The following is a 24,700-nucleotide window of genomic DNA, read 5'->3' on the forward strand; positions in this document are numbered from 1 at the left end:
TTGGGGTGCAGTCGGTGTGGATCCCGGCCAAAGGCGCGCCGGGACGACGAAGCAAAGTGCCGAGCGCGCGTGCGGCCCGCGATTGCGGGGCCATATGCCCGAAGGACGGGCCCGCGCATCCCGAGGTGATGAATTGGTACGTCCTGCGATGGCGAGATGGGATCGGCTGCGGGACTTCGTTATCGGGTAGCCGAGGCGGGCTCGGAGAGCACCTGCATCCAGCGGTTGCGCAGTGCTTCGACGCGTGGGCGGTCGGGGGCGTGCCAGGAGACCGGGATCGTGAGGGAATGGAGCCGCTCTTCGAGGTCTTTCGCCAGGTGGGCGCGGCCGGTATCGCGCAGGTGCTGGGCGTATCGGACCGGGTCGTTGTAGTACGTCGGACCGGTTTGCAGGGTCGTCTGCATCGGATCCGGTAGTGCGCCAGGGTGTCCGGCGTAGGTGTTCCACCATTGGGCGAGGCGGGCGCGCATCGCGTCGGCGAGTTCGGGTTCTTCGGCGAGCAGGTCGCGGGTCAGGTAGGGGTCGGCGGTGACGCCGAATAGTTGCTCCCATTCTGCGCGGAAGCAGCCCGGGTGATACGTGCGGATGTAGAGGTGGTCTCGGGTGCGGACAGCGCGTTGGTAGGTGTGTGCGCCGTGGCCGAAGACGAGGTAGTCGCGGGAGTCGATGGTGTTGCCGCGCAGGGCTTCCGCGAAGGATTCGCCCTGCCAGCCCGCCGGGATGCGCAGGCCGAGCAGATCGCACAGGGTGGGTGCGAGGTCGATGTTGTAGAGCAGGGCGTCATTGCGACGCTGTTCTTCGCTCAGGTCGTCGGTGAGGCCGGGCCAGTAGACGACCAGCGGTAGTCGATGGGTCGGTTCGTTGGCCAGGCCGTGTTCGGCGTAGGAACCGTTCTCGCCGAAGGATTCTCCGTGATCGGCGCTGACGATGACCGCCGTGTTCTCGGCGATGCCGATCTCCTGCAATACCGCCATGAGTTGACCGAAATGGTTGTCCCAGTACGCGATCGAGCCGTCGAACCCGTTGATCAGGTGCTCGAAATCCGCGCGTGAGGTGATCGCGTCGGGCATATTGTGCGGGACCGGAGAACCGCCGTCCCCGCCCAGGGAGTAGTTCAGGTCCAGGGCACTGCGCGGCCCGTAGATTTCCGCATGCGCCGCAATGGTTTCCGCGTCGGGCCAGGCTTGCACCGGCCCGGAGTCGGCCATCTTCTCGGTCCACTCGACCGGCTGGGTGTAATTGGTGTGCGGCTCCCAGTAGGTCAGGTGCAGATACCAGTTGTCTTCGTCGGCATGGCGGCGAATCCAGTCGATCGCCGCGCCATTGACGTCGGCGGCGTCCTCATCGCCCCAATTGCTCGTCGCGCGAATGGATTCCCGGAAATTGGCGTGAAAGTAGTAGGCGCGGTGACGTTCGGCGAAGACCGAGACCTGCGCGGTGTAGTAGCCGCCGAACTGGAGTGCCTGCCCCAGCATGGGGCGATCGGGTTCGGGGGCGTGCCCCGCGTCCAGGCGAAACTGGGCCGCCTGACCGAAATGGCCGATGACACCATTGGTGATACCGAACTGCCCGCTGGTCAGCGCCGTACGCGAGGGCATACATGGCGAGTCGGAGCAGTAGTAGCGGTCGAAGACCACCGACTTGTCCGCCAGGCGTTGCAGATTCGGCGTGGTCGGCCGGTGGTAGCCGTACGGGGTGGTGTGATCGGCGCGCAGGGTGTCGACATCGACATAGATAATGCGCATGGCAAAACTCCCGGGGTGCAGTGTGATTGATGTGGAGCGCCCGCGGGTCAGGGGCGGTTCAAAGTGTGGTGCGCGCTTCGAGCCGCTGCGGTCAAGCGCCGCGGTTCAGTGCGCGCTGCCCCTTTCCAGGCGCGCGAGGGTGAGCTGTAGCCAGGCGATGTAGGCGGCGGTGGAGGCGTAGCCGTGCTCATGGCCCATGATGTGAATTTGACGCGCCCACTCCGTATCGAGATCCGGAATCTGCGGTTCGTACTTGGGCGGACTCGGCGCCTCGGCGGTGAGATTGTCGTGCTTCAGGCGGTATTCGAGTTCGGTTCGAACGATATCGATCGCGATATCGCGATCCAATTGCCCGGCGAAGTAGAAACGCAGCTTGAAATCCGGATCCATCGGCCGGGGTGACGGCTCGAAGGGCGAGCGCGCCCACTCCAGCAGCACGGCGCGCCCGGCTTCGGTCAGTGAGTAGACCTTCGCGTCGGGACGGCCCTCGCGCGGATCGACCTCGAACTCGACCAGTCCGCGGTCCACGAGCACGCCGAGACGGCGGTAGATCTGCGGCAGTTGGACGCCGTAGCCGATATAGCGACCCGAACCCTCCATCCAGCGGCGCAGATCGTAGCCGGAGTAGCGGCCCAGCGCGAGCGCGCCGAGGATCACGTAATCGAGCTGCATTGGTCTCCTATGTTCCTAGGAACGTAATACGAGAATCGCACCGGCGGTTCTGCGTGTCAAGGGTCAAGACGGTTCGGCAGCCGAAACCGCACACCGGAAACCGGTGTGCGCACTCGAACTGTCGGGGGTATTGGCCGAACGGGCCGATACCCGGTAGCGGAAACAGTACGAGTCGTGGCACATGTGCGAACCACCGCGGATCAACTTGGCCTCCCCTGCGGGCGGGCCCGCGGGGTTGATCGCCGGGTCCGCGGCGTGACCGGTCCTCCACCAGTCCGCACACCATTCCCACACATTGCCGGTCATGTTGTAGAGGCCGAATCCATTGGGCGCGAACGCATCCACGGGTGCGGTGCCCCGATAGCCGTCGGCGGCGGTGTTCTTGGTGGGAAAACTGCCACGCCAGATATTGCACCGATACTCCCCACCCGGGTCGAGCTCATCGCCCCACGGATAGCGCGCCCCGGCCAGGCCGCCGCGCGCCGCGTACTCCCACTCCGCTTCCGTCGGAAGCCTTTTGCCCGCCCACGCGCAGTAGGCGTCGGCATCGTTCCAGGACACGTGCACCACCGGATGATCGGCACGCTCGTCCAGCCCGCTGCCCGGCCCCTCCGGGTGATCCCAGACCGCGCCCTCGACCGCGCACCACCACGGGGTGCGTTCGGGCCGCTGCGAGCGGCGGCGGACCTCGGCGGGCAGGAAGCCCGCGAAAACGTATGACCAGCCCAGACGCTCGGCCTCGGTGCGGTATCCGGTGGCCGCGACGAAGGCCGCGAACCGCTGATTGTCGACCGCGCGGGCATCGAGGTGAAATGGGTCCAGCCGGACGGGCCGCACCGGCCCCTCACCATCGGAGGGATAGCCGTCGCCGTGCGCGTTGCCCATGAGGAATTCACCGCCGGGCAGTGCGACCATGCCCTCCGTGCTCACCGCGGCGGTGCGGACGCTCGGCGCGGTGAGCGGCAGGCGCACACCGGTTGCCGGGTTATCGGCTGCGGCGCGCGCGGGCGCACAGCAGCTCGGCGATTTGTCTGGGTCCACTGTTCCCGCCATTCCCTTCGGTTGTACTGATATATTCGAATGTACATAGGTGAGCAGCTGGAGTCGCTCCGCTGCGGTCACCGGACCTCGATCCGAAAGTAACCTGGTGGCTTCCCACGATCCCAACGCGAGCCGACCCGCGTCGGAACCGGTCGACTATCGGTTCACCCTCGCCAACGAACGCACCTTCCTGGCCTGGATCCGAACCTCGCTCGGATTGCTCGCGGGCGCGGTCGCCGTGCACTCGCTCATCGAGCCGATCGGCGGCGGGCCCATGCTGCGGCTCGCGGTACTGGTGTGCGTCGCACTCGCCTTGACGCTTTCGCTCGGCGCGTACCGGCGCTGGCGCATGGTCGAGCGAGCGATGCGCGCCGGACGGGAACTGCCCGGCCCCGGCTCGGTACCCGTACTCGCGGCCGGAACCGCCGTCATCGCCGCACTGTCGGCGGCCGCTGTCGTGCTGTGGTGAATTCCCTTGGACCGAGCCGGGTTCGACGCCCGGCGCGAATCGATGCCACGAGCGATCCGCTGACGGCTGGGATTCGATGACCATGGGATCGCCCGTGGCGGCGCGTGACAGCGGACTCGCCACCGAGCGCACCACCCTGGCATGGCGGCGCACCATCGCTTCGCTGTGCACCGCGGCGCTCCTGCTCGCCCACCAAGCCGTCAGCGCCCGCTCACCGGGCAACGTCGCGGCCGTATCGACCGCGACGGTCGCCCTTCTCGTGGTGTCGGTCATCGGTTATCGGCGCAATCGGCAATTGCGGGCCGGGCGGACCGGAACCGCCGCGATGACGATCGTGGCCACCACTTCGGCGGTGGCCACGGTCGCGATGATCATTGCCGTGACGATGTCGTGGTCTTGACTTCGGTGGTGAGAGCGGCCAATTCGTCCGCGATCGCATGCAGCTTGGCCACCGGGACGGCCCCGCGTGCGACCGCCGCGATATCCAGCAGACCGGCCTGACCGATCATCTGCAAGACCTCGGTATCGCCCAGAATCGGCAGATGCCGGTGCAATACCGCACCGATCACCGGATCGGCGAGCAATGCGCGCACCGGGGTCAGCAGCGCCACACCGCCGCCCGCGAAGTCCTCGGGTTTGGGCAGCGGCTCGACATTTTCCATCGACATCGCGCGCTGCGTACCCACCAGCAGATGCGCTTCGGTGACCGGCCCGTCCACCGGCAGTCCGAGGCGCTCGAATTGGCTTGCGGGCGCGTCGTTCTCGCGCATGAGGTCGACCATCAGCCCGGCCATGCGCAACTCGACCGCATCGTCCTGGATCGGGTCCAGCTGTTCGGGATCGACCGACAGATCGAACAGCAGGCTGCCGAACTGATAGGAGTTCAGCAGGGTGCGGCCGGAGATACGTAGTGTCCGAACACCTTTGGTGAAGGTGAACGGCTCCGCCAGCGTCAGGTCGGCGAGTTCGTCGACGCCGAAGCGGGTACGCATATGGGTCGGCATGAGGGTGAACTCCTCGAGCGGCTGATTCTCCGCCGACACCGGTGCGCGCATATAGACATAGCGACCGTCGGTGATATTGACGTGCCCACCATGGATCCCGAACAGACCTGCTTCCCGGGCGGAGGTATCCGCGGCGACCGGCAGCGGCACACCGCGCATATCCCCGGTGCGCTCGACCCCGAAGAACTCCAGCAGCGTCGGCGCCAAATCGATTGTCTGAACCAGCGATTCGCGACGCTGACCCGCGGCGTCGGCGGCCCGTGGGTCCCAGACGAACAGCGGCAGGTGAACCAGTTCGTTGTACCAGGGCATCACCGATTTGCCCCACCAGCTCTTCTCACCCAACAGCAACCCGTGGTCGGTGTTCACGATCAGCATCGTGTCCTGCCACATATCGTGCTCGTCCATGAAGTCCAGGACGCGACCCAGCGAGTGATCGCACATCGACAGCAGCGCCGCGTATTCGAAACGCCCGTGCTGCACCTGATCCGGCGTTTCGGTCACCCGCTTGTAGTCCGGCCAGTCGAAATGCGGGCCGTCGTAGTCGTGCGGATACAGGTCTTTGTACTGCTTGTGACTGTAGAACGGTTCGTGCGGATCGAAGGTCTCGATCTGTACGAACCAGCGGTCCTGGCCCAAATTCGTGTGCAGGAACTCGATTCCCGCGTCGAAGGTCAAGGTCTGCGGGTGCTTGGCCTCGGTGTCCATATGCTGCCGGTTCACCCAGTCCTGCCGGTAGCTGGTGTGCCGCATCCGTTTGAGGTCCTCCGGAATCTCCGGATCGGCGACCTGCCCCTTCCACGGATCACCCTCCTGGCCGCGGAAGAACTCCCAGCTGTTGTAGCGGCCGTGATACGTCGCGCCGCCGTCCTCCCAGTAGTGCGGGTGATCGCTGGCCAGATGGGTGTAGACGCCCGCCTGTTTCAACATCTCCGGCATGGAGTCGTCGAACGGTTCCAGCGGTCCCCAGCTGCGATGCAGGAAATTATGCCTGCCGGTGTGGATTTCGCGGCGCGCGGGCATACACGGCATCGATCCGGCCCAGCAGTTGTCGAAGGTGGCGGTGCGTTCGGCGAGCCGTGCGAAGTTCGGCGCGTGCGTCCAGTCACCGCCGTAGGGCGGCAGCAGATGCCGGTTCAAGCTGTCGAACATCACCATGATTGCTCGCATGGACTATCCCTTCGGATCGAGCACTGCGCACCGGGGCCGCAGGTATCTTCTTGTGCATATAAGTGAGTGGGCAGCGACTTCAGTTCAGCTGCGGACAGACCTTTCTAACACGACTTTCCATCACCGGAAACCGGTTCACCTAAGTTCTTAAGAACTTATGAGTTATCCGCCGACCAGGTCTCGGGAGCCACCATCGGCACGACCCCGACGGCACGGCCGTGCTCATCGAGGAGTCTGCCCATACGTTTGACGTGCCGCAGGGACAGTGCCACATCCAGGATTTCCAGATCGTCGACCTGATCGGCGAGCGAAGCCTCGAGGCGGTGGATATCCGCCGCTGACCGCAGCCACACCGACAGCAGCAGATTCGCCCGGCCGCCGGTCACCGAGGAGCACGAACGGGTTTCGGGCAGTCGGGCCACCTGCGTGGCGACCCGATCGAGATCCGCCGGGCGCACCCGGCACCACAGTGATGCGCTGATCGGCCACCCCGATACCGGTTGCGCGACCTCGCAGCGGGTCACGACGCGCCCACCTGCGAGCATGGCGTTCACCCGCCGACGCGCGGTGGAGGTGCTGACACCGGCCGCGACACCCAGTTCGGTGAAACCGGCGCGAGCATCGAGTTCCAGTGCCGCGTAAAGCTTTTGGTCGACCTCGCTGAGCGGCCCGCTGGTTTTCGGCTCGGTCGCCGGGCGCGAGGCGAGGATGCGATCGCGCTGGGCGGCGTCCAAGGTCCGCAATCGCCACCGGCTGCCCTCGGTGTAGACCGCCGTCAGCACATGGGTCCGGCAATCACGAACGCCACGGATGGACCCCAGCGAGGTGAGCACATACGACGACAACTCCGCCAGGTTCGGCGTGAAGACGGTGAGCGACAGATCGCCCTCCCCGGTGATGTGTTCGATGGTGGCCACCCGATGGTCCGCGCGCAGCGCCTCGGCCACCGCGCCCGCCTTGCCCGCCGCGCACCGCACATAGATATTCGCGCCGACCAGATCCCACTCCCACGGGGTGCCCGGATACACCGAGGTCCACACCAGGCCGAGCGCGGTGAGTCGCTCCCATCGACGGGCCGCGGTGACCGGATCCACGCCGAGCACGCTGCCGATCAGGTTCCATGACGCGCGTGGGTTGAGCTGGATCGCATTGACCAATTGCAGCTCCAGCTCATCCAAAGTGAATGATTCCTGCATCAGAACTCCTGAAATTGCCAATTTCATGTGCGTCGAGCGGCACATTCGGAACTGAACGATAGCCTCCTCGCACCTTCGCGGCGGCCGGAACCACGGCCGTCAGCGGGCCGGAAGGAACCGAGGCAGATGAGCGAACCAACCAGCACCGAAGCGCCCGCGCCGGGCGCTCGCCCCGAGCCGCGCGGCGGATTGCCGCGCCGTGAACTGGCCGCGGCCACCGTCGGCGGCATTGTCGAGTCATTCGACTGGACCGTCTATGTGGTCTTCGCGTCGTTCTTCACCGCCGATCTCTTCGGCTCCGATTCGATCGGCGCGAGCATTGTCGCCTACGGGGGTTTCGCGGTCGGCTTCGTGGCCCGCCCGATCGGCAGCGTGTTCTTCGGCCGCGTAAGCGATTCGCGCGGAAGGCGTTTCAACCTGCTGCTGTGCATGTCGATCATCTCGGTGGCGAGCATCGCCATCGCACTGCTGCCCACGGCGGCGACGATCGGCGTCTGGTCGGCGGTGGCACTGGTCGCACTGCGCATCGTGCAGGGCCTGGCCTACGGCGGTGAGGGACCGACCATCGCCGCGTATGTCGCCGAGACCGCACCGCGCCGGCATCGATTCCTGTTCAGCGCGATCTCCTACGGCGGCATCATGATCGGTTCGATACTGGTCTTCCTCACCGTAGCGATCTCGAGCGCGACGATCGGTGAGCAGGCGCTGCGGGCGGGCGGCTGGCGGTGGGGTTTCGTCGCCGGTGGGCTGCTCGGCGTGCTGGCCCTGTGGATTCGGGCCTACGCGCCGGAGAGCGGCGAGTTCGAGGGCGACCACGCGAGCGATGCGGCACGGTCACCGGCGATCGCCACGGTGTTCCGTGCGCATCGCCGAGCGCTGCTGACGATCTTCCTGTTCACTCTCGGCGGCACCGTGACCTATTACTTCGCACTGGTCTATCTGCCGAAGTTCGCCGCGGCTGCGGGTGTGGCCGATACCGCGTCGGCGACCTCGTTCATGACCGTCGTACTCATGGTCGTGCTGGTCGCCATGCTGATCATCGGAGCTCTCGCGGACCGCTTCGGCGTGCTGCCGATCATGCGAATCACCTTCGCGTTCAACGTGATCTGCGTACTGCCGGTCACGCTGGCAATGGTCCGTGGGGTGCTCCCGTTCGAGCTCGCGGCGATCGTGCTCGGGCTCGGCGCGGCCGGTTTCTCCGCGGTCAGCAGTGTGCTGTGCGCGCTGCTGCTGCCCGCGGATGTGCGAGCGGTCGGCGCGGGTCTGGTGTCCACGGTGACGGTGGCCGTCTTCGGCGGCACCTTCCCGATGGTCGCCGAAGCGCTCGGGGCCGCACAGCTGCGCTGGGTCGTGCCCGTCTATGTCTTCGCGGCGTCGCTGGCGCTGCTGGCCGGAACTCGCACCGTCACCGAGGTTCGACTGTTCACCGAGAACTTTCAGAAGGAGCCCCACCATGTCCATTCGTGAGGATGCCACCACCCTGCAAGGCGATCTCGTACAGCTGCGTCGCGCCCTGCACCGCGAACCCGAACTCGGCCTGGAACTGCCGCGCACCCAGGAGAAGGTGCTGACCGCCCTGGACGGTCTCGGCCTCGAGATCAGCATGGGGAAGTCGCTGTCATCGGTGACCGCGGTACTGCGCGGCGCGCGCCCCGGGCCGACGGTCCTGCTGCGCGGCGATATGGACGCGCTACCCGTAATCGAAAGGACCGGACTGGATTTCGCCGCGCAAGCCGACCGCATGCACGCGTGCGGACACGACCTGCACACCGCCATGCTGGCCGGTGCGGCACAGCTGTTGAGCGCCCGCGCCGATCAGCTCGCGGGGAATGTGGTCTTCATGTTCCAGCCCGGCGAAGAGGGTTATGACGGAGCCGGGAAGATGCTCGCCGAAGGCGCGCTGGACGCGTCCGGAACCCGGCCCGTCGCCGCCTACGCATTGCATGTGATCAGCCAGCAGCTGCCCGCCGGAGTTTTCGCCGCGCGGCGCGGACCGTTCCTGGCCGCGGCGGATACGGTCCGGGTGACCGTGCACGGGGTCGGCGGCCACGGATCGATGCCACATCAGGCCGGAGACCCGATTCCCGCGGCCTGCGAAATGGTGCTCGCACTGCAGACAATGGTGACCAGGCGCATCGATATCCATGATCCGGTGGTCATCACCGTCGGCAAGCTGCACGCCGGAACCCAGGACAACATCATTCCCGAGCAGGCGTATTTCGAAGCGACAGTGCGCTCGTATTCTCCCGAATCACACACACGCGTGCGGGATGGCTTCCTGCGCACGGTGCGCGGTGTCGCCGCGGCCCACGGTCTGACCGTCGAAATCGATTATGCCGAACTGTATCCGGTGACCGTCAACGACGATCGGGAGACCGAATTCGCCGCCGACACCGTGGCCGAGATCTGCGGTCCGCGCCGCTGGGCCTGGCAGGATCGCCCCGGGTCGGGTTCGGAGGACTTCTCCCGCGTCATCGCCGAAATCCCCGGCGCGATGATCGCTCTCGGGGCGACCCCGCCCGGCGTCGACGCCGGCAAAGCGCCGATGAACCACTCACCGCTGGCCGTATTCGACGAATCGGTGCTCGCCGACGGTGCCGCGCTGTACGCCGAACTCGCCATCCGCCGTTTGGCTCGACCAGCCCCTCGACTATGACCCTAGGTACATAGCGATCACAGATTCCGATCGAGCACGCTACAGGTCCGATGGTGCGTTACGAGGCAGTTTCCGCGCGATTAACCCAACTTTCCGGTTCGCGAGACTTGACTCTTGACACTCCACCACTTCCCCGCGATTGTTCTCCTAAGTTCTCATGCACATAGAGACCCACGGTTCCCGCCTTCGCGGTCGTGAACCGGCAGCACCCTCGCCCAGCCGTAATCGAAGGACTCCCGTGACGCGACGCCCGAACTTCGTGTTCTTCATTCCCGATCAGCTCCGGGCCGACGCCGTGGGAGCGTTCGGCAACGACGTGATCAATACCCCGCACATCGACGCGCTCGCCGCCACGGGTACCCGCTTCACCAATGCCTTTGTGCAGCATCCGGTCTGCTCACCGAGCCGGGCATCGCTGTTGACGGGCTGGTATCCGCATACGGCCGGACACCGGACGCTCACCCACCTGATCCAGCCCGATGAACCGAATCTGCTTCGGATTCTGAAGGATTCGGGCTACCACATCGCCTGGCCGGGTATGCGCGGAGATACCTTCGCACCGGGTGTGACGGAGCTGAGCGTGCACGAGTACGGCTTCTCCGTCCTGCCGAATATGGGCCACGGCGGCGACTATCCAGAAGGCGTCTGGTCGCGACTGTTCTACCGCGGCAAGGTATCCGGCGACGACCTGATCGACCCGGACGAAGCCCTGATCCGCACCGCCGAACAATGGCTGGAGAATCCGCCCGACCAGCCGTGGGTGCTGTTCCTGCCGCTGATCGCGCCGCACTGCCCATTCCAGGCCGAGGAGCCGTGGTTCTCCCGGCACGACCGCGCCGCCATGGCCGACCCGATACCCGCCGGCGATCCGGCCGGTGAACCTCGTTTCATGCGGGCCATCCGCGAGTCCTACGAGATCGGCGAGGTGACCTCGGCACAGTGGCGCGAGGTCGTGGCCACCTACTACGGGATGATCGAACGCCTGGACAGCCAACTCGGCCGGATCACCGCCGCGGTCGAGCGAGCGGGCGCGGCGCAGGACACCATCACGCTGTTCTTCGCCGACCACGGCGAATACCTCGGTGATTACGGGCTGATCGAAAAATGGCCGTCCGCCATGCACGACTGCATCACCCGCGATCCGCTCATCATCGGCGGCGGCGGTCTCCCCGGTGGCGGAACCTGTTCCGCCATGGTCGAACTCATCGATGTGCTGCCGACCGTGCTGGAACTCGCGGATACCGCCGCCCCGCACCGGCATTTCGGCCGCAGCCTGCTGCCACAGCTGCGTGATCCCGCTCTGCCGCATCGCGAATTCGCCTTCACCGAAGGCGGTTTCACCATCGAGGAGGAATCACAGCTGGAGCGGCCCGCGTTTCCCTACGACCGCAAAGGCGAACTCCAGCACGCGGATCCGACGCTGGTCGGTCGGGCCGTAGCGGTGCGGGACCGGGACTGGACGTATGTGTGGCGGCTCTATGAGCAGCCGGAGCTGTACGACCGCCGCACGGACGCATCCGAACTGATCAACCTGGCCGGGCAACCGGAGTACGCCGACATCCGGCAGCGCATGCACGAAGCGATGCTGCGCTGGATGGTCGAGACCTCCGATGTCATCCCGTACGCGGTGGACCCCCGCTTCCCGCAGGTGGATCTGCCGATTCCGGGAGGCATGCGGCCGCCACGCCCGGATCGAACGAATACGAGGAGGACGTGACGACACACCTGTGATGCACGGCGGAACCCATCCGCCATACGGACGAACACATTTCATAACCAGCGACGTCCTGCCAGACGCCTGGTTTTCACAGTAACGCCGGAGCAGCGCTACTGAAAACGAAAGACCGAATAGATGAGAAGGATCACCTCCACGGCCATCCTATTGGCCGCGGCGATCGGCGTTGCCTCCGGAACCTCCAGTGCCACACCAGATTCCGGACTCAGCGGGGTCAACTACACCGCCACGCCCGGCGAGCGGTCCACCGTCATCACCACCGACGGCGGTTCACTCGCGGTGCAGGACGGCGTGCTGAAGATCAAGGCCGCCGATGGCACCGTCCTGGCGGGCACCGAATTGTCCTTTCGCGTAGACGATTTCGTCTTCCCGATCAAGGCCGATATCGCCGACCGCACCGCCACCCTCACCCCGCAGTTCGATGCCGAGCACGCCAGCTACCGCCCGGTCGCGCTGCCATACGAGGATCAGGCGCCCTGGCGCACCGAATACGAGCGCGAGCAGGCCGCCTGGGCACGCATGGCCACCACGGTCCAGATGGGTGCGGGTATCGGCACCATTGTCGGCAGCCTCGGCGGCGCCGCTCTCGGCTGTCTACTAGGCGGGATTGCGGGCGCGACGATCGCCGCCGCGGCCATTATCGGCCTGTTCGGCGCCTTCCTGCCCGCGGCGGCCATCGGCTGTCTGGGCGGGGTCATGGCGGTGGGCGCTCTCGGCACGCTCGCGGGCACCCTTTTGGTCACCGCGCCGATCGCGGTCATGGCCGCGGTGCAGTACTTCACCACCATCAACCAGCCCGCCCCGAAGCCGCAACCGGCCAAGTAGCGAGCCCGACAATTCTGTTCCCGACGCGGCAATCCACGGATTCCACCGAATCTTCGGATTGCCGCAGTCCGGAACCCAGTGCCCACGCCGGGCATGGCGACGACGGAATGCGAGACCGAGATGAATCCCGCTGCACCCAATATCGTCTGGATCTACTGCGATGAGCTCCGCGCCGACGCGTTGGGCCCCTACGTGAACTCTGCTGCGGAGCCGGGGTTTTCACCGCGTACCCCGGCAATCGACGCGCTGGCCGAGCACGCGGTCGTCTTCCGCGAATGCTTCACCAACTCCCCCGTCTGCGTCCCGGCGCGCACCGCCATTCTCACCGGGCAACCACCGGAGCGAACCGGCGTCTACCACAACGAAGCCTATGCCGATGGATTCCCGCTGCCCGCGGGACTGATGACCTTCCCCGAGGTGTTCGCCGGGCACGGTTATCGCACCGCCAGTTTCGGAAAACACCATGCCCCGGCGGCGTTGACCCCTTGGCAACACACCGATTCCGCCGGTGGCGGCATGCGTGACCCGTTCGGTGGACACGATCCGGCGGAGCTGGACCTCCTCACCACACCGGGCACCGGATTCGTGGTGGCGGGCACGGTACCCGAAGGCACTCGATACCCGCCCGAGCGGGTTACCGACAACACCGTCGACTGGATCGCCGAGCACGCCGATGCACCATTCCTGGTCCGCGCCTCGTATCTGCAACCGCATACACCCGTGATCGTGCCGCACGAGTTCAGCACGCTGCCCGATCCGCACGACCGGTCCGGAGGCACACCCGCACAAGAGGTTTCGAGTCCGTTCGAATCGGCGTTCGCCGATGTCAGTGGCGGCCAAGGGTTGTCGGCCGAGCAGCTTCGGCGAGCCCGCACGGCGTATCACGACCTGGTGAGCTGGATCGACAGCCAGATCGCGCGGATCGTCGCCGCACTCGAACGCGCGGGCGTCGCCGACCACACCGTTATCGTGCTGACCTCCGACCACGGCGCGCATCTGGGTGAGACCGGCGCGTTCGGCAAACACACCTTCGCTCCGCAGTCGCATCGAGTACCGCTGATCATCGCCGCCCCCGGTCTGGCGCCCGGCCACCGCGACGATCTCGCCCAGTCCATCGATCTGGCCCGAACCCTGTTCGGGCTCTGTGGAATCGACGCTCCGGAGGGTTTCGGTGGCCGTGATCTGTTCGCCGATCCCGCACCGCGGGCCATCTTCGCCACCATCGGCTTCGGGGCGGTGTGGAGTACCGCGTTCCCGAACAAGATGTACGGCGGCTATCCGGGCGGGCACGCCTGGCCGAGGCGGTCCTGTGTGCGCACGGACCGCTTCCGTTTCGATATGACAACCCGCATCGATGGTCGCGCACCCACTCCGGAAGAGGAGGAGCCCTTCCTCGCCGACCGTGCGGCCGACGCGGCCGAGCGCACGAATCTGGCCGAGCACCCGCAATATCGGTCGGTCGTCGCCCGGCTACGCGAAATGGTTCGCGAAAATGCCCGGGGCGCTATGGAAATCGATGACGCGGTGCTGCTGGACCTGTGCACCGCAGCCCTACGCCTACATCGACCTTCATAGATTCTGAGGAATCTATGAAGTTGGTAAAAATGTTCGATACTCCCCACATCTTCTACTGCGCATGTACATAATCCATCCGAAGGCAGCAAAGGCCGGAGACGCACTCTCCGAGCCAACCTACCGATTGATCGGCCTGCTGGTCCGAACAAGCCTAGACCACGACCTCCAGGAGAGTCCCCCGTTGCGCAAATCCCGAATCTTCACCGTCGCGACCGCGGTAGCGATGGCCATCACCGCGCTGGCCGGTTGCGGCCAATCCACACAGGGTGGTGTCTCGGACGACACTCTGACCCTCGCGACCGCTTCACCGCTCGGGAGTTTCGATCCGGTCAAATTCGATGTCGGGCCCGGAAAGCCCTACTGGCAGGCCGTATATGACACCCTGCTCCGCCAGGACGCCAACCGGAACGTCATCCCCGGAATGGCGTCGGCCTTCGGCTACGACTCGGCCCACACCACATTGACCCTCGATCTCCGCAAGGACCTCCGGTTCAGCGACGGCGCGGCCTTCGACGCGAATGCCGCGAAAGCCAACCTCGCGCGGTTCACCTCGACGCCGGGGCCGAACAGTGCCACGGGCGAGGCCATTACCGGAATCGACGCGGTTCGCCCGGATCAGTTGGTGCTGCACCTGTCGGCTCCGGACCCCGCCCTACTGCCCAACCTCGCCTCGGCACTCGGCACCATGGTGTCCCCGGATGCGTTGTCCAAGGGCGGATTCGACCAGGTCCCGGTCGGTTCCGGCCCCTACCTGTATGACTCCGCCGGCTCCCAGCCGGGCACCACGGTATTCCGTCGCAACAGCGCCTACCCCGACGGTTCGCAATACCCGTTCGATCGCCTCGAACTCGTCGCGATCAGCGATCCCAATACGATCCGCAACGGCCTCACCACCGGGCGGCTGGATGCGGGGTCGTTCGTCGCGACCGACGCGTCGAAGCTACAGGCGGCCGGATTGTCGACCGTCCAGGTCGCGAACGCGTGGAACGGTTTGATCCTGGCCGACCGCGCGGGCACCATTCAGCCCGCACTGGGTAAACCGGAGGTTCGGCAGGCGATCAATATGGTCGTCGATCGGGACCTGTTCCGTACGCTCGCGCCCGGGAATCCGCCCGCGACGACCCAGATCTTCGCGCCGGGCTCCGGCGCGTACGACGAGCAGCTCAACGCGGCCTACCCGCATGACGTGACCAAAGCCAAGGAGTTGATGGCACGCGCCGGTTACCCCGGCGGGTTCGCGGTCACCATGCCGGATATGACGTCCTTCACCGGGAGCCCCGCCCTCAATACGGCGCTGGATATGCAATTGGGTGCGATCGGGATCACCGTCACCTGGGAAAAGGTCCCGCCCACACAGCTTTTGACCTCGATGACCTCGGGCCGGTTCCCGATGTTCTTCATGTCGCTCGGTATGAAATCGCCCTGGGAGGACCTGCAACTGTCGGTGCTGCCCGCGGCGGCCTGGAATCCCTTCCACGTATCCGAGCCCGAACTCGCCGCACTGATCTCCGCCGCCCAGCATGCCGAACCCGGCACGGCCCAGGATGCCGCCTTCCGGGCAGTCAACCGCCAATTGGTGCAAAGCGCTTGGTTCGCACCAATTTTCGGCGCGGAGACGGTGTGGGCGTCGGTCGCCGGAGTAAAGATCGAACGTCAGGAACGCGGCTATCCCGATCTGGTCCGGTTCCAGCGCGCGGGGAGCTGATCACATGGCTGTACTGCTGTTGAAGCGTGCGGTGTCCGCGCTGTTGCTCCTCGTGGCGGTCACCACCCTCGCGTTCTTCCTGACCAGCCTGGGTGGCACCGATCCGGGCCGCAATATTCTCGGCCCGGGGGCCTCGCAGGAGGCGGTCGCCGCCACGAATCACTCACTCGGCGTCGACCGTTCGTTGCTCGTCCAGTACGCCGACTGGGCGGGCGGGGTGTTCCGAGGTGATCTGGGGCGATCGTATATGAGCAATCAGCCGGTCAGCCGGGAGCTTTCGACCCATCTCCCGGTGAGCATGAGCCTGATGGGATTGAGCCTGACCGTGGTCGCCGTCGCGAGTCTGGGGCTCGCCGTGCTGGCGGCCACCGGCCGCGGCCGCGCCGACCGTCTCGTCCAGCTGATCGCTCTCGCTGGACACGCCGTACCGGGCTATCTGCTGGCACTGCTGCTGCTCACCGCGTTCGCGGTGCACTGGCATATCTTTCCGGTGCTCGGCTATGTGCCCCTGAGCATTTCGCCCGGACGATGGCTCTCGGGCATGGTGTTGCCCGTCCTGGCCGTCTCGCTCTCGGGGATCTCCGGGGCGCTGCTGCAAGGTCGTGGCGCGCTGCTCGATGTGCTGGACACCGACTACATGCGCACCCTGCGCTCGCGCGGAATCTCGCGGCGCGCGCTGTTGTGGCGGCACGCGCTGCGTAATGCCGCTCCCCCATGGTTGACCGCGATGTCGCTGGGCGCGGTCGCCATGCTCGGCGGCTCCTTCATGGTGGAGAAGGTGTTCGCCATGCCGGGGCTGGGCACGCTCGCGGTGAATTCCACGCTCGCGGGCGATCGCCCGGTGCTCATGGGCCTGGTGGTCCTGACCGCGGCGATGGTCGTACTCGTCAATCTCCTGACCGATCTGGCCCAGCTCTGGCTGACTCCGAAGGCACGCACGATATGAGTGAAAACAACCCTCCCAGAACGTCTTTACGCACGACTCGGCTGCGTGCGGTGCTCACAAATCCGCTCGCGGCGACAGGTCTGATCCTGCTGACGGTGGTGCTGGTCGCGTTCATCGCCGCCCTCATCATCGGCTGGGTCGATCCGCACAGTCCCCTCGACGCGAACCTGCGCAATCTCAACGCACCGCTCGGCAGCCCCGGACATCTGCTCGGCACCGATAATGGTGGACGAGATGTCTTCGTGCGCTTGGTGTTCGGGACGAAATCGACGATGCTGAGCGCGGCGATAGCACTCGGCGTCGCGATTGTGCTCGGCGTGCCGTCCGGGCTGGTCGCCGGGTACTACGGTGGCCGGATCGACCTGGCACTGGACTGGTTGTCCAGTGTGATCCTGGCGCTGCCCGCACTGCTGGTGTTGATGGCGATCATTGCCGGACTGGGCAATTCGACCTGGATCACCATGAGCGCACTGGGCACGATGATGACGCCCGCGGTGTTCCGGGTGATTCGTGCGCAGGTGAACGCGATCCGGTCCGAGCTCTATATCGACGCCGCGAAGGTCGCCGGGCTCCGCGATGCGCGCATCATCGCCCGGCATGTGCTCGGCGTGGTGCGCGGGCCGCTGTTGCTGATGCTGACCGTGTTGTCCGCGGTGGCGATCACGGTCCAGACCGGGCTCGACTTCATCGGTCTCGGAAACGCCTCGATCATCACCTGGGGTGGCATGCTGAGCGAGGGCTTCAATGCCCTCTATCAGAATCGACTGCTTTTCCTCTGGCCCGGACTGGCCGTATCCATCACTGTGACGGCACTGTTCCTCCTGGGCAACGGGCTCCGGGATGCGTTGCAGCACAGCGATACCCGGTCCACGGCCGATCGCGGTGCGGTGCGACGGCCACGGGTGACCCTACCGGCCACGCCCGCGAATCCACCCACGCCGGAGGAGGTGCTGTCCGTTCGAGAACTTCGAATCGGTTATCCCGCCGCCGATTCCGAGCCGGTCGAGGTGGTTCGCGGAGCGTCGCTGACCCTGCGGCAGGGCCGAATCATGGGTTTGGTCGGCGAATCGGGTTCGGGCAAAACCCAAACCGCGTTCGCCATCCTCGACCTGCTGCCACGGCAGGCGAGCTTGCTGTCCGGGGAAATCTGGCTGGATGGTGTGCCCATGCGGACGATGCGACCGGCTCAGCGCGAACGATCGGTGCGCGAATCCATCGCCTATGTGCCGCAGGAACCCATGTCCAATCTGGATCCCGCGTTCACCATCGGCTACCAGTTGACCGAACCGCTGCGCGCGGGTGGGCTCAGTCGTCGCGCGGCGCGCGAGCGCGCGGCAGCGCTACTGACTCGGACCGGAATCAGCGATCCGGAACGCGTCATGCGGTGCTATCCCCATCAGATTTCGGGCGGTATGGCACAGCGGGTGCTGATCGCCGGAGCGATCTCGACCGAGCCGCGAATCCTGATCGCCGACGAACCCACCACCGCGCTCGACGTCACCGTGCAGAGCGAGATCCTCGACCTGCTCCGCGAACTGCGAGAGGAGTTGTCCATGTCGATCCTGCTGGTGACGCACGACCTCGGGGTCGTCGCCGACCTCTGCGATGACGTGACCGTGATGCGTGCCGGTGAGATCGTCGAAACCGCCTCGGTGCGTGAGTTCTTCGAGAATCCCGCGCACGAGTACTCGCGTGAGCTGCTGGCGGCGGTGCTCGATGAAGACCATGTGCGCGCCGAATACATCGATGCGCCGAACACGAAGGCCGGTGCGCGGCAATGAGTCTGCTGGAGATCGAAGACCTGCTGGTGCGGTTTCCGGGCCGCGGCTGGCGCGCTGAGGCGTTCACCGCGGTCGATGGGGTGAACCTGGACATCCGACGCGGCGAAACCGTCGGCCTGGTAGGCGAATCCGGTTCGGGCAAGACCACGGTCGGCAGGGCGATCCTGGGCCTGGCACCGGTGTCGGGCGGAGCGATCCGATTCGACGGGACCGAGATCGGCGGGTTGACGCGGGCGCGACGACGACCACTGGCGGCCCGCATCCAGGTGGTGTTCCAGGACCCGTACAGCTCACTCAACCCCACGATGAGCGTGGCCGACATTCTCGGCGAACCGCTGCGGGCCGCGGGGATACCGCGCGCGCGGGCTCGTGAGCACGTCACCGCGCTGCTCGATCAGGTCGAGCTCCCCCGTGATGCGGCGGACCGGTACGCGCGCGAGTTCTCCGGCGGCCAGCGCCAGCGCGTCGCGATCGCGCGTGCACTCGCGCTGGATCCCGAATTGGTGATCTGTGATGAGGCGGTATCCGCGCTGGACCTGTCGACCAGGGACCGAATCCTGGCCCTGCTCATCGATATTCAAGAACGCACCGGCGTCGCGTACCTGTTCGTCTCACACGACATCGCGGTGGTGCGTCACATCAGCCACCGGGTGGCGGTCATGCGACAGGGCCGGGTACTGGAATTCGGCTCCTGCGCACAGGTGACCTCCGAACCCGCGGACCCGTTCACCGCCCGGCTGTTGCTGTCCTCGTTGGTCGCGGACCCCGATCGGCAGCGGCAGCGGCGAAACCACAGACAGGAGACGCAGAAGATATGAGGAGAATCCCGATGCGCGCGATCACCGGAATCAGCGCCACCCTCGCGGTCGCGGGCATGGTGTGCGTCCCGGGCGCGGCAGCCGATCCGACCCCACCCGGCGCCACCCCGCTGACTTCGCTCGACGCCTGCCCGGCGCAGACCCGCGGTGAACCGCCCGTGCTACTGATCCACGGCACCAACGCCTCGGTCGAGAAGAGCCTCGGCCCCACCCGGCAGGCGCTGCTCGACGACGGACGCTGTGTCTACGGACTCGATTACGACTCCAACCAGCCGATTTCGACCTCCGTGGACTACTTCACCGCCGCCGTCGACCGGATCACCGAAATCAACCCGCGCACCACGATGGATATCGTCGGAAAATCGCAGGGCGCGTTGATCGCTCGCGCGGTCAGCCTGAAATTCACCGACCGGCAACAGCATCCGATCCGTCAGGTGGTGTCGGTCAGCGGCCCACAGCACGGCGTCACCTCGGTGGTCGGCGGAATCGACATCACACCACTCGGCGCGGGCACCCCCGCATTCGATCTCCTGGGCCGAGCCGCGTTGCGGGACATGCTCATCGGCTCGCCCTACCTGACCACACTGAACTCCGGCCCCATGACCGCGCCCACCGTCCGGTACACCATGATCGCCACCGAGACCGACAAGATCGTGACGCCTTACACCTCCGGCTTCATCGACGCCCCGAACGTCACCAATGTGCTGTTGCAGGACGGCTGTCCGCAGGACCGCGCGGGACACCTCACCGAATCCACCGACCCCCGCACCGTCGACCTGACCCTGCACGCCCTGGACCCGGTCCGCCATCCGCAAGTGCGTTGCCTGCCCAACACCGACGAGCGCTGAGGCCCGGCAAGTTCACGCGGCGCGTGCACGGTGCGGAACCTCACCAGAGCGGACAGCAACCCGCAGTTCGTCCTGATCGCTCATGGATTGCAGCCCTGCTCAGTGTCCGCGCAAGCTACTGAGGTTCAGGGGCCGACCAAGCGTTCGTATCGTGGGCGTAGGCGGACCGCACTGTCACGAAAGAGTTCGAGGGTTCGCCGTTGGCGAGGGTCAAGCTGTCGCAGAAGAAGTTCAGAAAGCCCGTGAGATCCGCTTCGGCTCGTCCGATGTAGTAGTTGTGTGATGGGCCGACGGTCAGCGCCGCGTAGTAGCCGTTCAGGTTGCGGGCGTAGTGCTCGTCCAGGGAGTAAATACCATTCAAACCGTATCCCGCTCGGTACAGGACAAGCGGGGTGAGGAGCCGGGCGGTGCGGCCGTTGCTGTCGTCATACGGGTGGATCGTCGCGTACTGGTAGTGGGTGAGCGCGGCGACGAGCGGGGCAGGAAGGTCACGCGCGGACATCCGGGTGTTGATCCAATCGAACAGGTCCGCCATCAAGGTAGGCACATCGGATGCTTCGGGCGGCATGTATACGACCCGACCGGTGGCTGCTTCGCGAATCACGTTCTGACCGGATCGGTATGGCGTCGGGGTCCGTTTTCAATGTGTTCCAGCGCGCGGTAGTAGTTGCGGACCTGCGCCTCGTCGCGTTCTCGGCCCAGGAAGTGGGCTCCGGCAAGTGCTTCCGCGACCTGTGCCTGGGTTAGCCGGTTTCCCTCGATCTGAGTCGAGTGATGGGTCGCCGCCAACCGCGCGGTCTCACGCAGACCTGCCAGCATGTCGACATTGATCGGTAGTTCCATGATCACCTGGTGATCGGCCTCGATCGCCATGAGCAAAGTCGCCGCCGATAAGCGGTGAACATCACGTCTTTAAAGCGCGTTTATTTGCCCGATAACCGACGACTAGATACCCAACACCGCCCGGTTGTGGACCAATCCTGGTCCACGATTGGTCTAAGCGTCCGCTAGCCCACAATCGACGAACACAGCCGCCACCTGCGTAAACGCTCACAGTAACGCCGAGTTGATCGAACAGAAGAGAAGTCACGGCACCACGCAACGCACGAAAGCCGAAGTGACACAGCCTATTTCGCTGCCGAACCACTTGACAGCGGGTCAAGTGGTTTACGAGCAGAGAAATCGCTGGTCAGAGCCGTATGACCGAGGCGGAATCGCTTGAATCAGCAGAAGTTCGTGGTCCAGAAAGCAGTCAGAGCCGGTTCGAAAACCGGCTCTGACCTGCACACTGTCGGGCTGACAGGATTTGAACCTGCGACCACTTGACCCCCAGTCAAGTGCGCTACCAAGCTGCGCCACAGCCCGTGGCATTCGCTCTCGCTCGTGCTCGACGAGATTACCCCAGGACCCCCCTCTACATCCAAATCGGCTGGTTGTCGGCGTGTGGGGCCAGTCGAAGGGGTCATGGGGCGTGGGGTGGAAGTGGGTTGAGGAGTTGGGGTTTCGGGGGTTCCTAGGTGGTTCATAGGTTGGGCCCAGTGGGGGCATAGGGGGTGGGGATTGGATCGGGGGGTCGGCGGGCAGAGGGTCGGTCGAGACTTTTGAAGGGTGTGGTTATGAGGATTGGGACTGGGGTTCGGCGGCGGGTTTTGGGCGTTGCGGTGGCGGGGGCGCTGGTGGCTGTGCCTTTGGCAGCTGTAGGGGTTACCGCGTCTGCGGCTGTGAGCGGCGGGGATGGGGTGGCGGTGGCCGGTCAGGTGGCGGATCCGGATTGGGATCATGGGCAGGGTGGGGATGGGCATGGGCGGCCGGGGGATCAGGGGAATGGGGATCATCGGCCGGGTGATCATGGCGGGGATCAGGGGAATTGGAATCAGGATCAGGGGCCGCAGCAGCCTGCGCCGCAGCAGCAGTTGCCGTTGCCGACCGGGTCGTTCGGGAACTGAATACGGACAGTGGGCCGCTCCCCTTCGGGAGCGGCCCACTGTTGTTTGCGGGGTCAGGACTTGGGTTGGGTCAGGTCGTAGATGGTGGTGCCGTTGGTGGTGACCGATGTGTAGTGGGCTTCGACCCAGGTTGTGATGGCTGACCCGGTGCCGGATTCGCCCGAGCCGCCGCCGGATCCGCCCATACCGCCGCCGGGGATGAAGTAGTGGATCTGGCCGTTGGCGACGTACTGCTGGAATTGGGCGAGGGTGGGGGAATTGTCGCCGCCGCTGAAGCCACCGATGGCCATGATGGATGTGCCGGTGGAGAGTTCGAGGGTGGAGGCGGATTGGGAGCCGACGGTCGCTGCCGCCCAGCGGTTGTCGGTGGCGGTCAGGAGAGTGTCGAGTTGGGGGTTGTCGGCGCTCGCGCCACCGGGACCGCTCGGGCCGCCGCCCTCCGGCATGGCATTGGATTCGCCTGCACCGGGCGGGGTTTCGCCCTGAGGGCCGGATCGGCCGTCGTTCGGGAAAGAGCCGCCGCCGGGGCCGTGGCCGCCGAATCCGCTGTGGCTGGCGGCTGACGCCGGACCGGAGGTGGGGATCGAACCGTTGTGAGGTGTGGCCGCAGTGGCGAGGGTGTACGCGGCGGGGCCTGCCAGACCGGTCAGGACCGCGGTGAGTGCGACAGCGGTTGTGAAGCGGCCCAGCCGGTGAGCACGGACCAGAATCGCCGCGGCGATCAGGATCGAGCCGATCAGCACGATCCAGCGCAGGGCCGGATACCAGGAGGAGTCGCGGTTCAGCAGGATGAAGGTCCACACGCCTGTGGTGATCGACATGAGCGCGAGAGCGGTTCGGGCCGTGCGGGTTTCACGCAGCGACCACAGCCGGGTGGCGGCGATGCCGATCAGGGCGGCGATCGCGGGGGCCAGGGCCACCGTGTAGTACGGGTGCATGATGCCCTGCATGTAGCTCAGGACGATGCCGGTGACCAGTAGCCAGCCGCCCCACAGGATGATGGACGCCCGGGTGAGGTCGGTGCGGGGCGCGCGACGGGTGGTCCACAGCATTGCGATCAAGCCGATCAGCGCCGTCGGCAGCAGCCAGGAGATCTCGGTGCCGATCGAAGCACTGAACAGGCGGGTGATGCCGGTGGCGCCGCCGAAACCGCCATTGCCGCCGGGGCCACCGCCACCGTTGCCGCCCGGATTGCCGTCACCGCCGAGGACTCGGCCCAGGCCGTTGTAGCCGAGCGCGAGCTCCAGCAGGCTGTTGTCGGTCGAACCGCCGATGTACGGCCGAGAATCCGCGGGCCACAGGCTCACCAGGGCGACGAACCAGCCGCCGGACACGACCACCGCTGCCAGGGCACCGACCAACTTCAACAGGCGGGCATGCAGCGCGATCGGAGCCGCGATCAGGAACACCAGGGCGAAGCCGGGCAGCACCAGGAAGGCCTGCATCATCTTCGTCAGAAACCCGAAACCGACTGCGACACCGGCCAATGCGAGCCAGCGACCGCTGCCGTTCTCGGTCGCGCGGACCGTGCAGTAGGCGGCGGCGACCAGCAGCAGGACCAGCAGGGCGTCGGGGTTGTTGAACCGGAACATCAGGGCCGCAACGGGTGTCGCGGCCAGGGCCACGCCCGCGAGCAGACCGGCCGCGGGGCCGACCCAACGACGCACGGCCGCGTACACCAGACCCACCGAGGCGACACCCATCAGCGCCTGCGGTACGAGCATCGACCACGAGCTGAACCCGAACAGGCGGCCCGACAACCCCATCACCCACAGCGAGGCGGGCGGTTTGTCGACGGTGATGGCATTGCCGGAGTCGAGGGAGCCGAACAGCAACGCCTTCCAGCTCTGTGTGCCCGCCTGCACGGCGGCGGCGTAGAAGTCGTTGGCCCAGCCCGACGCGCCCAGGCCCCACAGGTACAGCACCGCCGTCGTCGCCAGTAGCAGCGACAGGCCGGGGCGGGCCCAGCGCGGCTGATCCGCGGGCCCGAACACCCAGCCGTTCCAGCGCGGGCGATGCGGCACCTCGGGTGGCGTATCGCTCTGCTCGATCGGCCTACCAGCTGTGATGGTCATGTCGAATCCCTCTCGATGGGTGGAGATCACTCCCTCGACCTCGATCCTCGATGACCGCTGTGGGGTTCTCCTTTGCGCTCGCTATGCGCTGGCTATGAGCCTCGGACAGCAGCCCTGACAATCCGCACGACATCTCCACAATTCCGTCGAAAACCGCTTGCGCTCAGCGGATATGGTCGAAGTGTCAGTCGCTCGCAAGGGGTGGAAGTGAATTGTCATGGGCAGGAATGAATCCCGTGCGGCAGAGTCGGAAGGCGCACGATTCATGAGAATTCGTTTGTTCGACCGCCTACGCGCAGCCCGCCCGAACGGGGAGACCGTCCGGCGACTGCTCGGCGACGCGATGTGGGTGCTGCTCGGTGCGGTGGTCGCCGTGGTGGTCGTTGTCATCGGTCTCTGCGTGGTCATGAACGCCTTCATCGAGCAGACACGCGGGATGTGAGCTTCAACCGCAAACCCTGTTCCTCGCCCTGGGCGTCGTCAACACGATCGG

Annotated in this window: 21 protein-coding genes and 1 tRNA gene; 13 read left to right on the forward strand and 9 right to left on the reverse strand. The window is 65.9% G+C overall.

Features of this window, described 5'->3' with window-relative positions; genetic code table 11:
* Positions 1-179 precede the first annotated feature (179 nt).
* The 3 genes from OG300_RS17625 to OG300_RS17635 all read right to left on the reverse strand — a co-directional run bounded on the left by OG300_RS17625 (position 180) and on the right by OG300_RS17635 (position 3,458).
* On the reverse strand, positions 180-1,745 hold the full coding sequence (locus OG300_RS17625) for a sulfatase (protein WP_405497266.1): 1,566 nt from the start codon (positions 1,743-1,745) through the stop codon (positions 180-182).
* 105 nt (positions 1,746-1,850) lie between these two features.
* Positions 1,851-2,417 (reverse strand): PadR family transcriptional regulator, encoded by a 567-nt coding sequence (locus OG300_RS17630; protein WP_405497268.1) that lies wholly within the window; start codon positions 2,415-2,417, stop codon positions 1,851-1,853.
* A 63-nt stretch (positions 2,418-2,480) separates the two neighbouring features.
* Positions 2,481-3,458, reverse strand: coding sequence for a formylglycine-generating enzyme family protein (locus tag OG300_RS17635; RefSeq protein WP_405497270.1), 978 nt, complete (start codon positions 3,456-3,458; stop codon positions 2,481-2,483).
* Between the two features lie 106 nt (positions 3,459-3,564).
* On the opposite strand from OG300_RS17635, the gene OG300_RS17640 reads away from it, so the two are divergent.
* Positions 3,565-3,927, forward strand: a complete 363-nt coding sequence (locus OG300_RS17640) for a YidH family protein (RefSeq protein ID WP_405497272.1) — start codon at positions 3,565-3,567, stop codon at positions 3,925-3,927.
* An 82-nt stretch (positions 3,928-4,009) separates the two neighbouring features.
* Entirely contained in the window at positions 4,010-4,327 is a 318-nt protein-coding gene (locus OG300_RS17645; RefSeq protein ID WP_405497274.1) for a DUF202 domain-containing protein, read from the forward strand.
* Here the strand turns inward: OG300_RS17645 and OG300_RS17650 are convergent.
* Both OG300_RS17650 and OG300_RS17655 read right to left on the reverse strand, forming a co-directional pair.
* Positions 4,299-6,101, reverse strand: a complete 1,803-nt coding sequence (locus OG300_RS17650) for a sulfatase (RefSeq protein WP_405497276.1) — start codon at positions 6,099-6,101, stop codon at positions 4,299-4,301. The two genes, OG300_RS17645 and OG300_RS17650, sit on opposite strands and share 29 nt — an antisense overlap.
* A 155-nt stretch (positions 6,102-6,256) precedes the next feature.
* Complete coding sequence (locus OG300_RS17655; protein ID WP_405497278.1) at positions 6,257-7,297, reverse strand: Lrp/AsnC family transcriptional regulator; 1,041 nt, start codon at positions 7,295-7,297, stop codon at positions 6,257-6,259.
* Between the two features lie 126 nt (positions 7,298-7,423).
* On the opposite strand from OG300_RS17655, the gene OG300_RS17660 reads away from it, so the two are divergent.
* The 10 genes from OG300_RS17660 to OG300_RS17705 all read left to right on the forward strand — a co-directional run bounded on the left by OG300_RS17660 (position 7,424) and on the right by OG300_RS17705 (position 20,186).
* Positions 7,424-8,764, forward strand: a complete 1,341-nt coding sequence (locus OG300_RS17660; RefSeq protein WP_405497280.1) for an MFS transporter — start codon at positions 7,424-7,426, stop codon at positions 8,762-8,764.
* Positions 8,751-9,953, forward strand: a complete 1,203-nt coding sequence (locus OG300_RS17665; protein ID WP_405497282.1) for a M20 family metallopeptidase — start codon at positions 8,751-8,753, stop codon at positions 9,951-9,953. Before OG300_RS17660 ends, OG300_RS17665 begins: the two co-directional genes overlap by 14 nt.
* Before the next feature lie 238 nt (positions 9,954-10,191).
* A complete protein-coding gene (locus OG300_RS17670; RefSeq protein ID WP_405497284.1) occupies positions 10,192-11,670 on the forward strand; it encodes a sulfatase-like hydrolase/transferase in 1,479 nt (492 codons plus the stop codon).
* Between the two features lie 135 nt (positions 11,671-11,805).
* Positions 11,806-12,513 carry a hypothetical protein gene (locus tag OG300_RS17675; RefSeq protein WP_405497286.1) on the forward strand — a complete coding sequence of 236 codons (708 nt, stop codon included), beginning with the start codon at positions 11,806-11,808 and terminating at the stop codon, positions 12,511-12,513.
* 120 nt (positions 12,514-12,633) lie between these two features.
* Entirely contained in the window at positions 12,634-14,088 is a 1,455-nt protein-coding gene (locus OG300_RS17680) for a sulfatase-like hydrolase/transferase (protein WP_405497288.1), read from the forward strand.
* Positions 14,089-14,269: 181 nt separating this feature from the next.
* Entirely contained in the window at positions 14,270-15,793 is a 1,524-nt protein-coding gene (locus OG300_RS17685; protein WP_405497290.1) for an ABC transporter substrate-binding protein, read from the forward strand.
* 4 nt (positions 15,794-15,797) lie between these two features.
* Positions 15,798-16,739 (forward strand): ABC transporter permease, encoded by a 942-nt coding sequence (locus OG300_RS17690; RefSeq protein ID WP_405497292.1) that lies wholly within the window; start codon positions 15,798-15,800, stop codon positions 16,737-16,739.
* A gap of 50 nt (positions 16,740-16,789) precedes the next feature.
* A complete protein-coding gene (locus tag OG300_RS17695; protein WP_405497293.1) occupies positions 16,790-18,520 on the forward strand; it encodes a dipeptide/oligopeptide/nickel ABC transporter permease/ATP-binding protein in 1,731 nt (576 codons plus the stop codon).
* Complete coding sequence (locus OG300_RS17700; RefSeq protein WP_405497294.1) at positions 18,517-19,338, forward strand: ABC transporter ATP-binding protein; 822 nt, start codon at positions 18,517-18,519, stop codon at positions 19,336-19,338. Before OG300_RS17695 ends, OG300_RS17700 begins: the two co-directional genes overlap by 4 nt.
* An 11-nt stretch (positions 19,339-19,349) precedes the next feature.
* Positions 19,350-20,186 (forward strand): esterase/lipase family protein, encoded by an 837-nt coding sequence (locus OG300_RS17705; RefSeq protein WP_405497295.1) that lies wholly within the window; start codon positions 19,350-19,352, stop codon positions 20,184-20,186.
* 115 nt (positions 20,187-20,301) lie between these two features.
* Here OG300_RS17705 and OG300_RS17710 read toward each other — a convergent pair whose 3' ends face one another.
* The 4 genes from OG300_RS17710 to OG300_RS17725 form a co-directional block, all read right to left on the reverse strand.
* Positions 20,302-20,790 (reverse strand): Fic family protein, encoded by a 489-nt coding sequence (locus OG300_RS17710; protein ID WP_405497297.1) that lies wholly within the window; start codon positions 20,788-20,790, stop codon positions 20,302-20,304.
* The gene (locus OG300_RS17715; RefSeq protein ID WP_405497299.1) at positions 20,787-21,059 is read right to left on the reverse strand and encodes a hypothetical protein; all 273 of its coding nucleotides are present in this window, start codon (positions 21,057-21,059) and stop codon (positions 20,787-20,789) included. The genes OG300_RS17710 and OG300_RS17715 overlap by 4 nt, the downstream gene beginning before the upstream one ends.
* A gap of 418 nt (positions 21,060-21,477) precedes the next feature.
* Positions 21,478-21,551: transfer RNA gene (locus OG300_RS17720), tRNA-Pro, on the reverse strand.
* A gap of 634 nt (positions 21,552-22,185) precedes the next feature.
* Positions 22,186-24,207, reverse strand: coding sequence for an ArnT family glycosyltransferase (locus tag OG300_RS17725; protein WP_405497301.1), 2,022 nt, complete (start codon positions 24,205-24,207; stop codon positions 22,186-22,188).
* 265 nt (positions 24,208-24,472) lie between these two features.
* Between OG300_RS17725 and OG300_RS17730 the strand changes: the two genes are divergently transcribed.
* Complete coding sequence (locus OG300_RS17730; protein ID WP_405497303.1) at positions 24,473-24,649, forward strand: hypothetical protein; 177 nt, start codon at positions 24,473-24,475, stop codon at positions 24,647-24,649.
* Positions 24,650-24,700: the final 51 nt, after the last annotated feature.

The organism is Nocardia sp. NBC_00511, assembly GCF_045161165.1.
In the GTDB taxonomy this organism is placed as follows: domain Bacteria; phylum Actinomycetota; class Actinomycetes; order Mycobacteriales; family Mycobacteriaceae; genus Nocardia.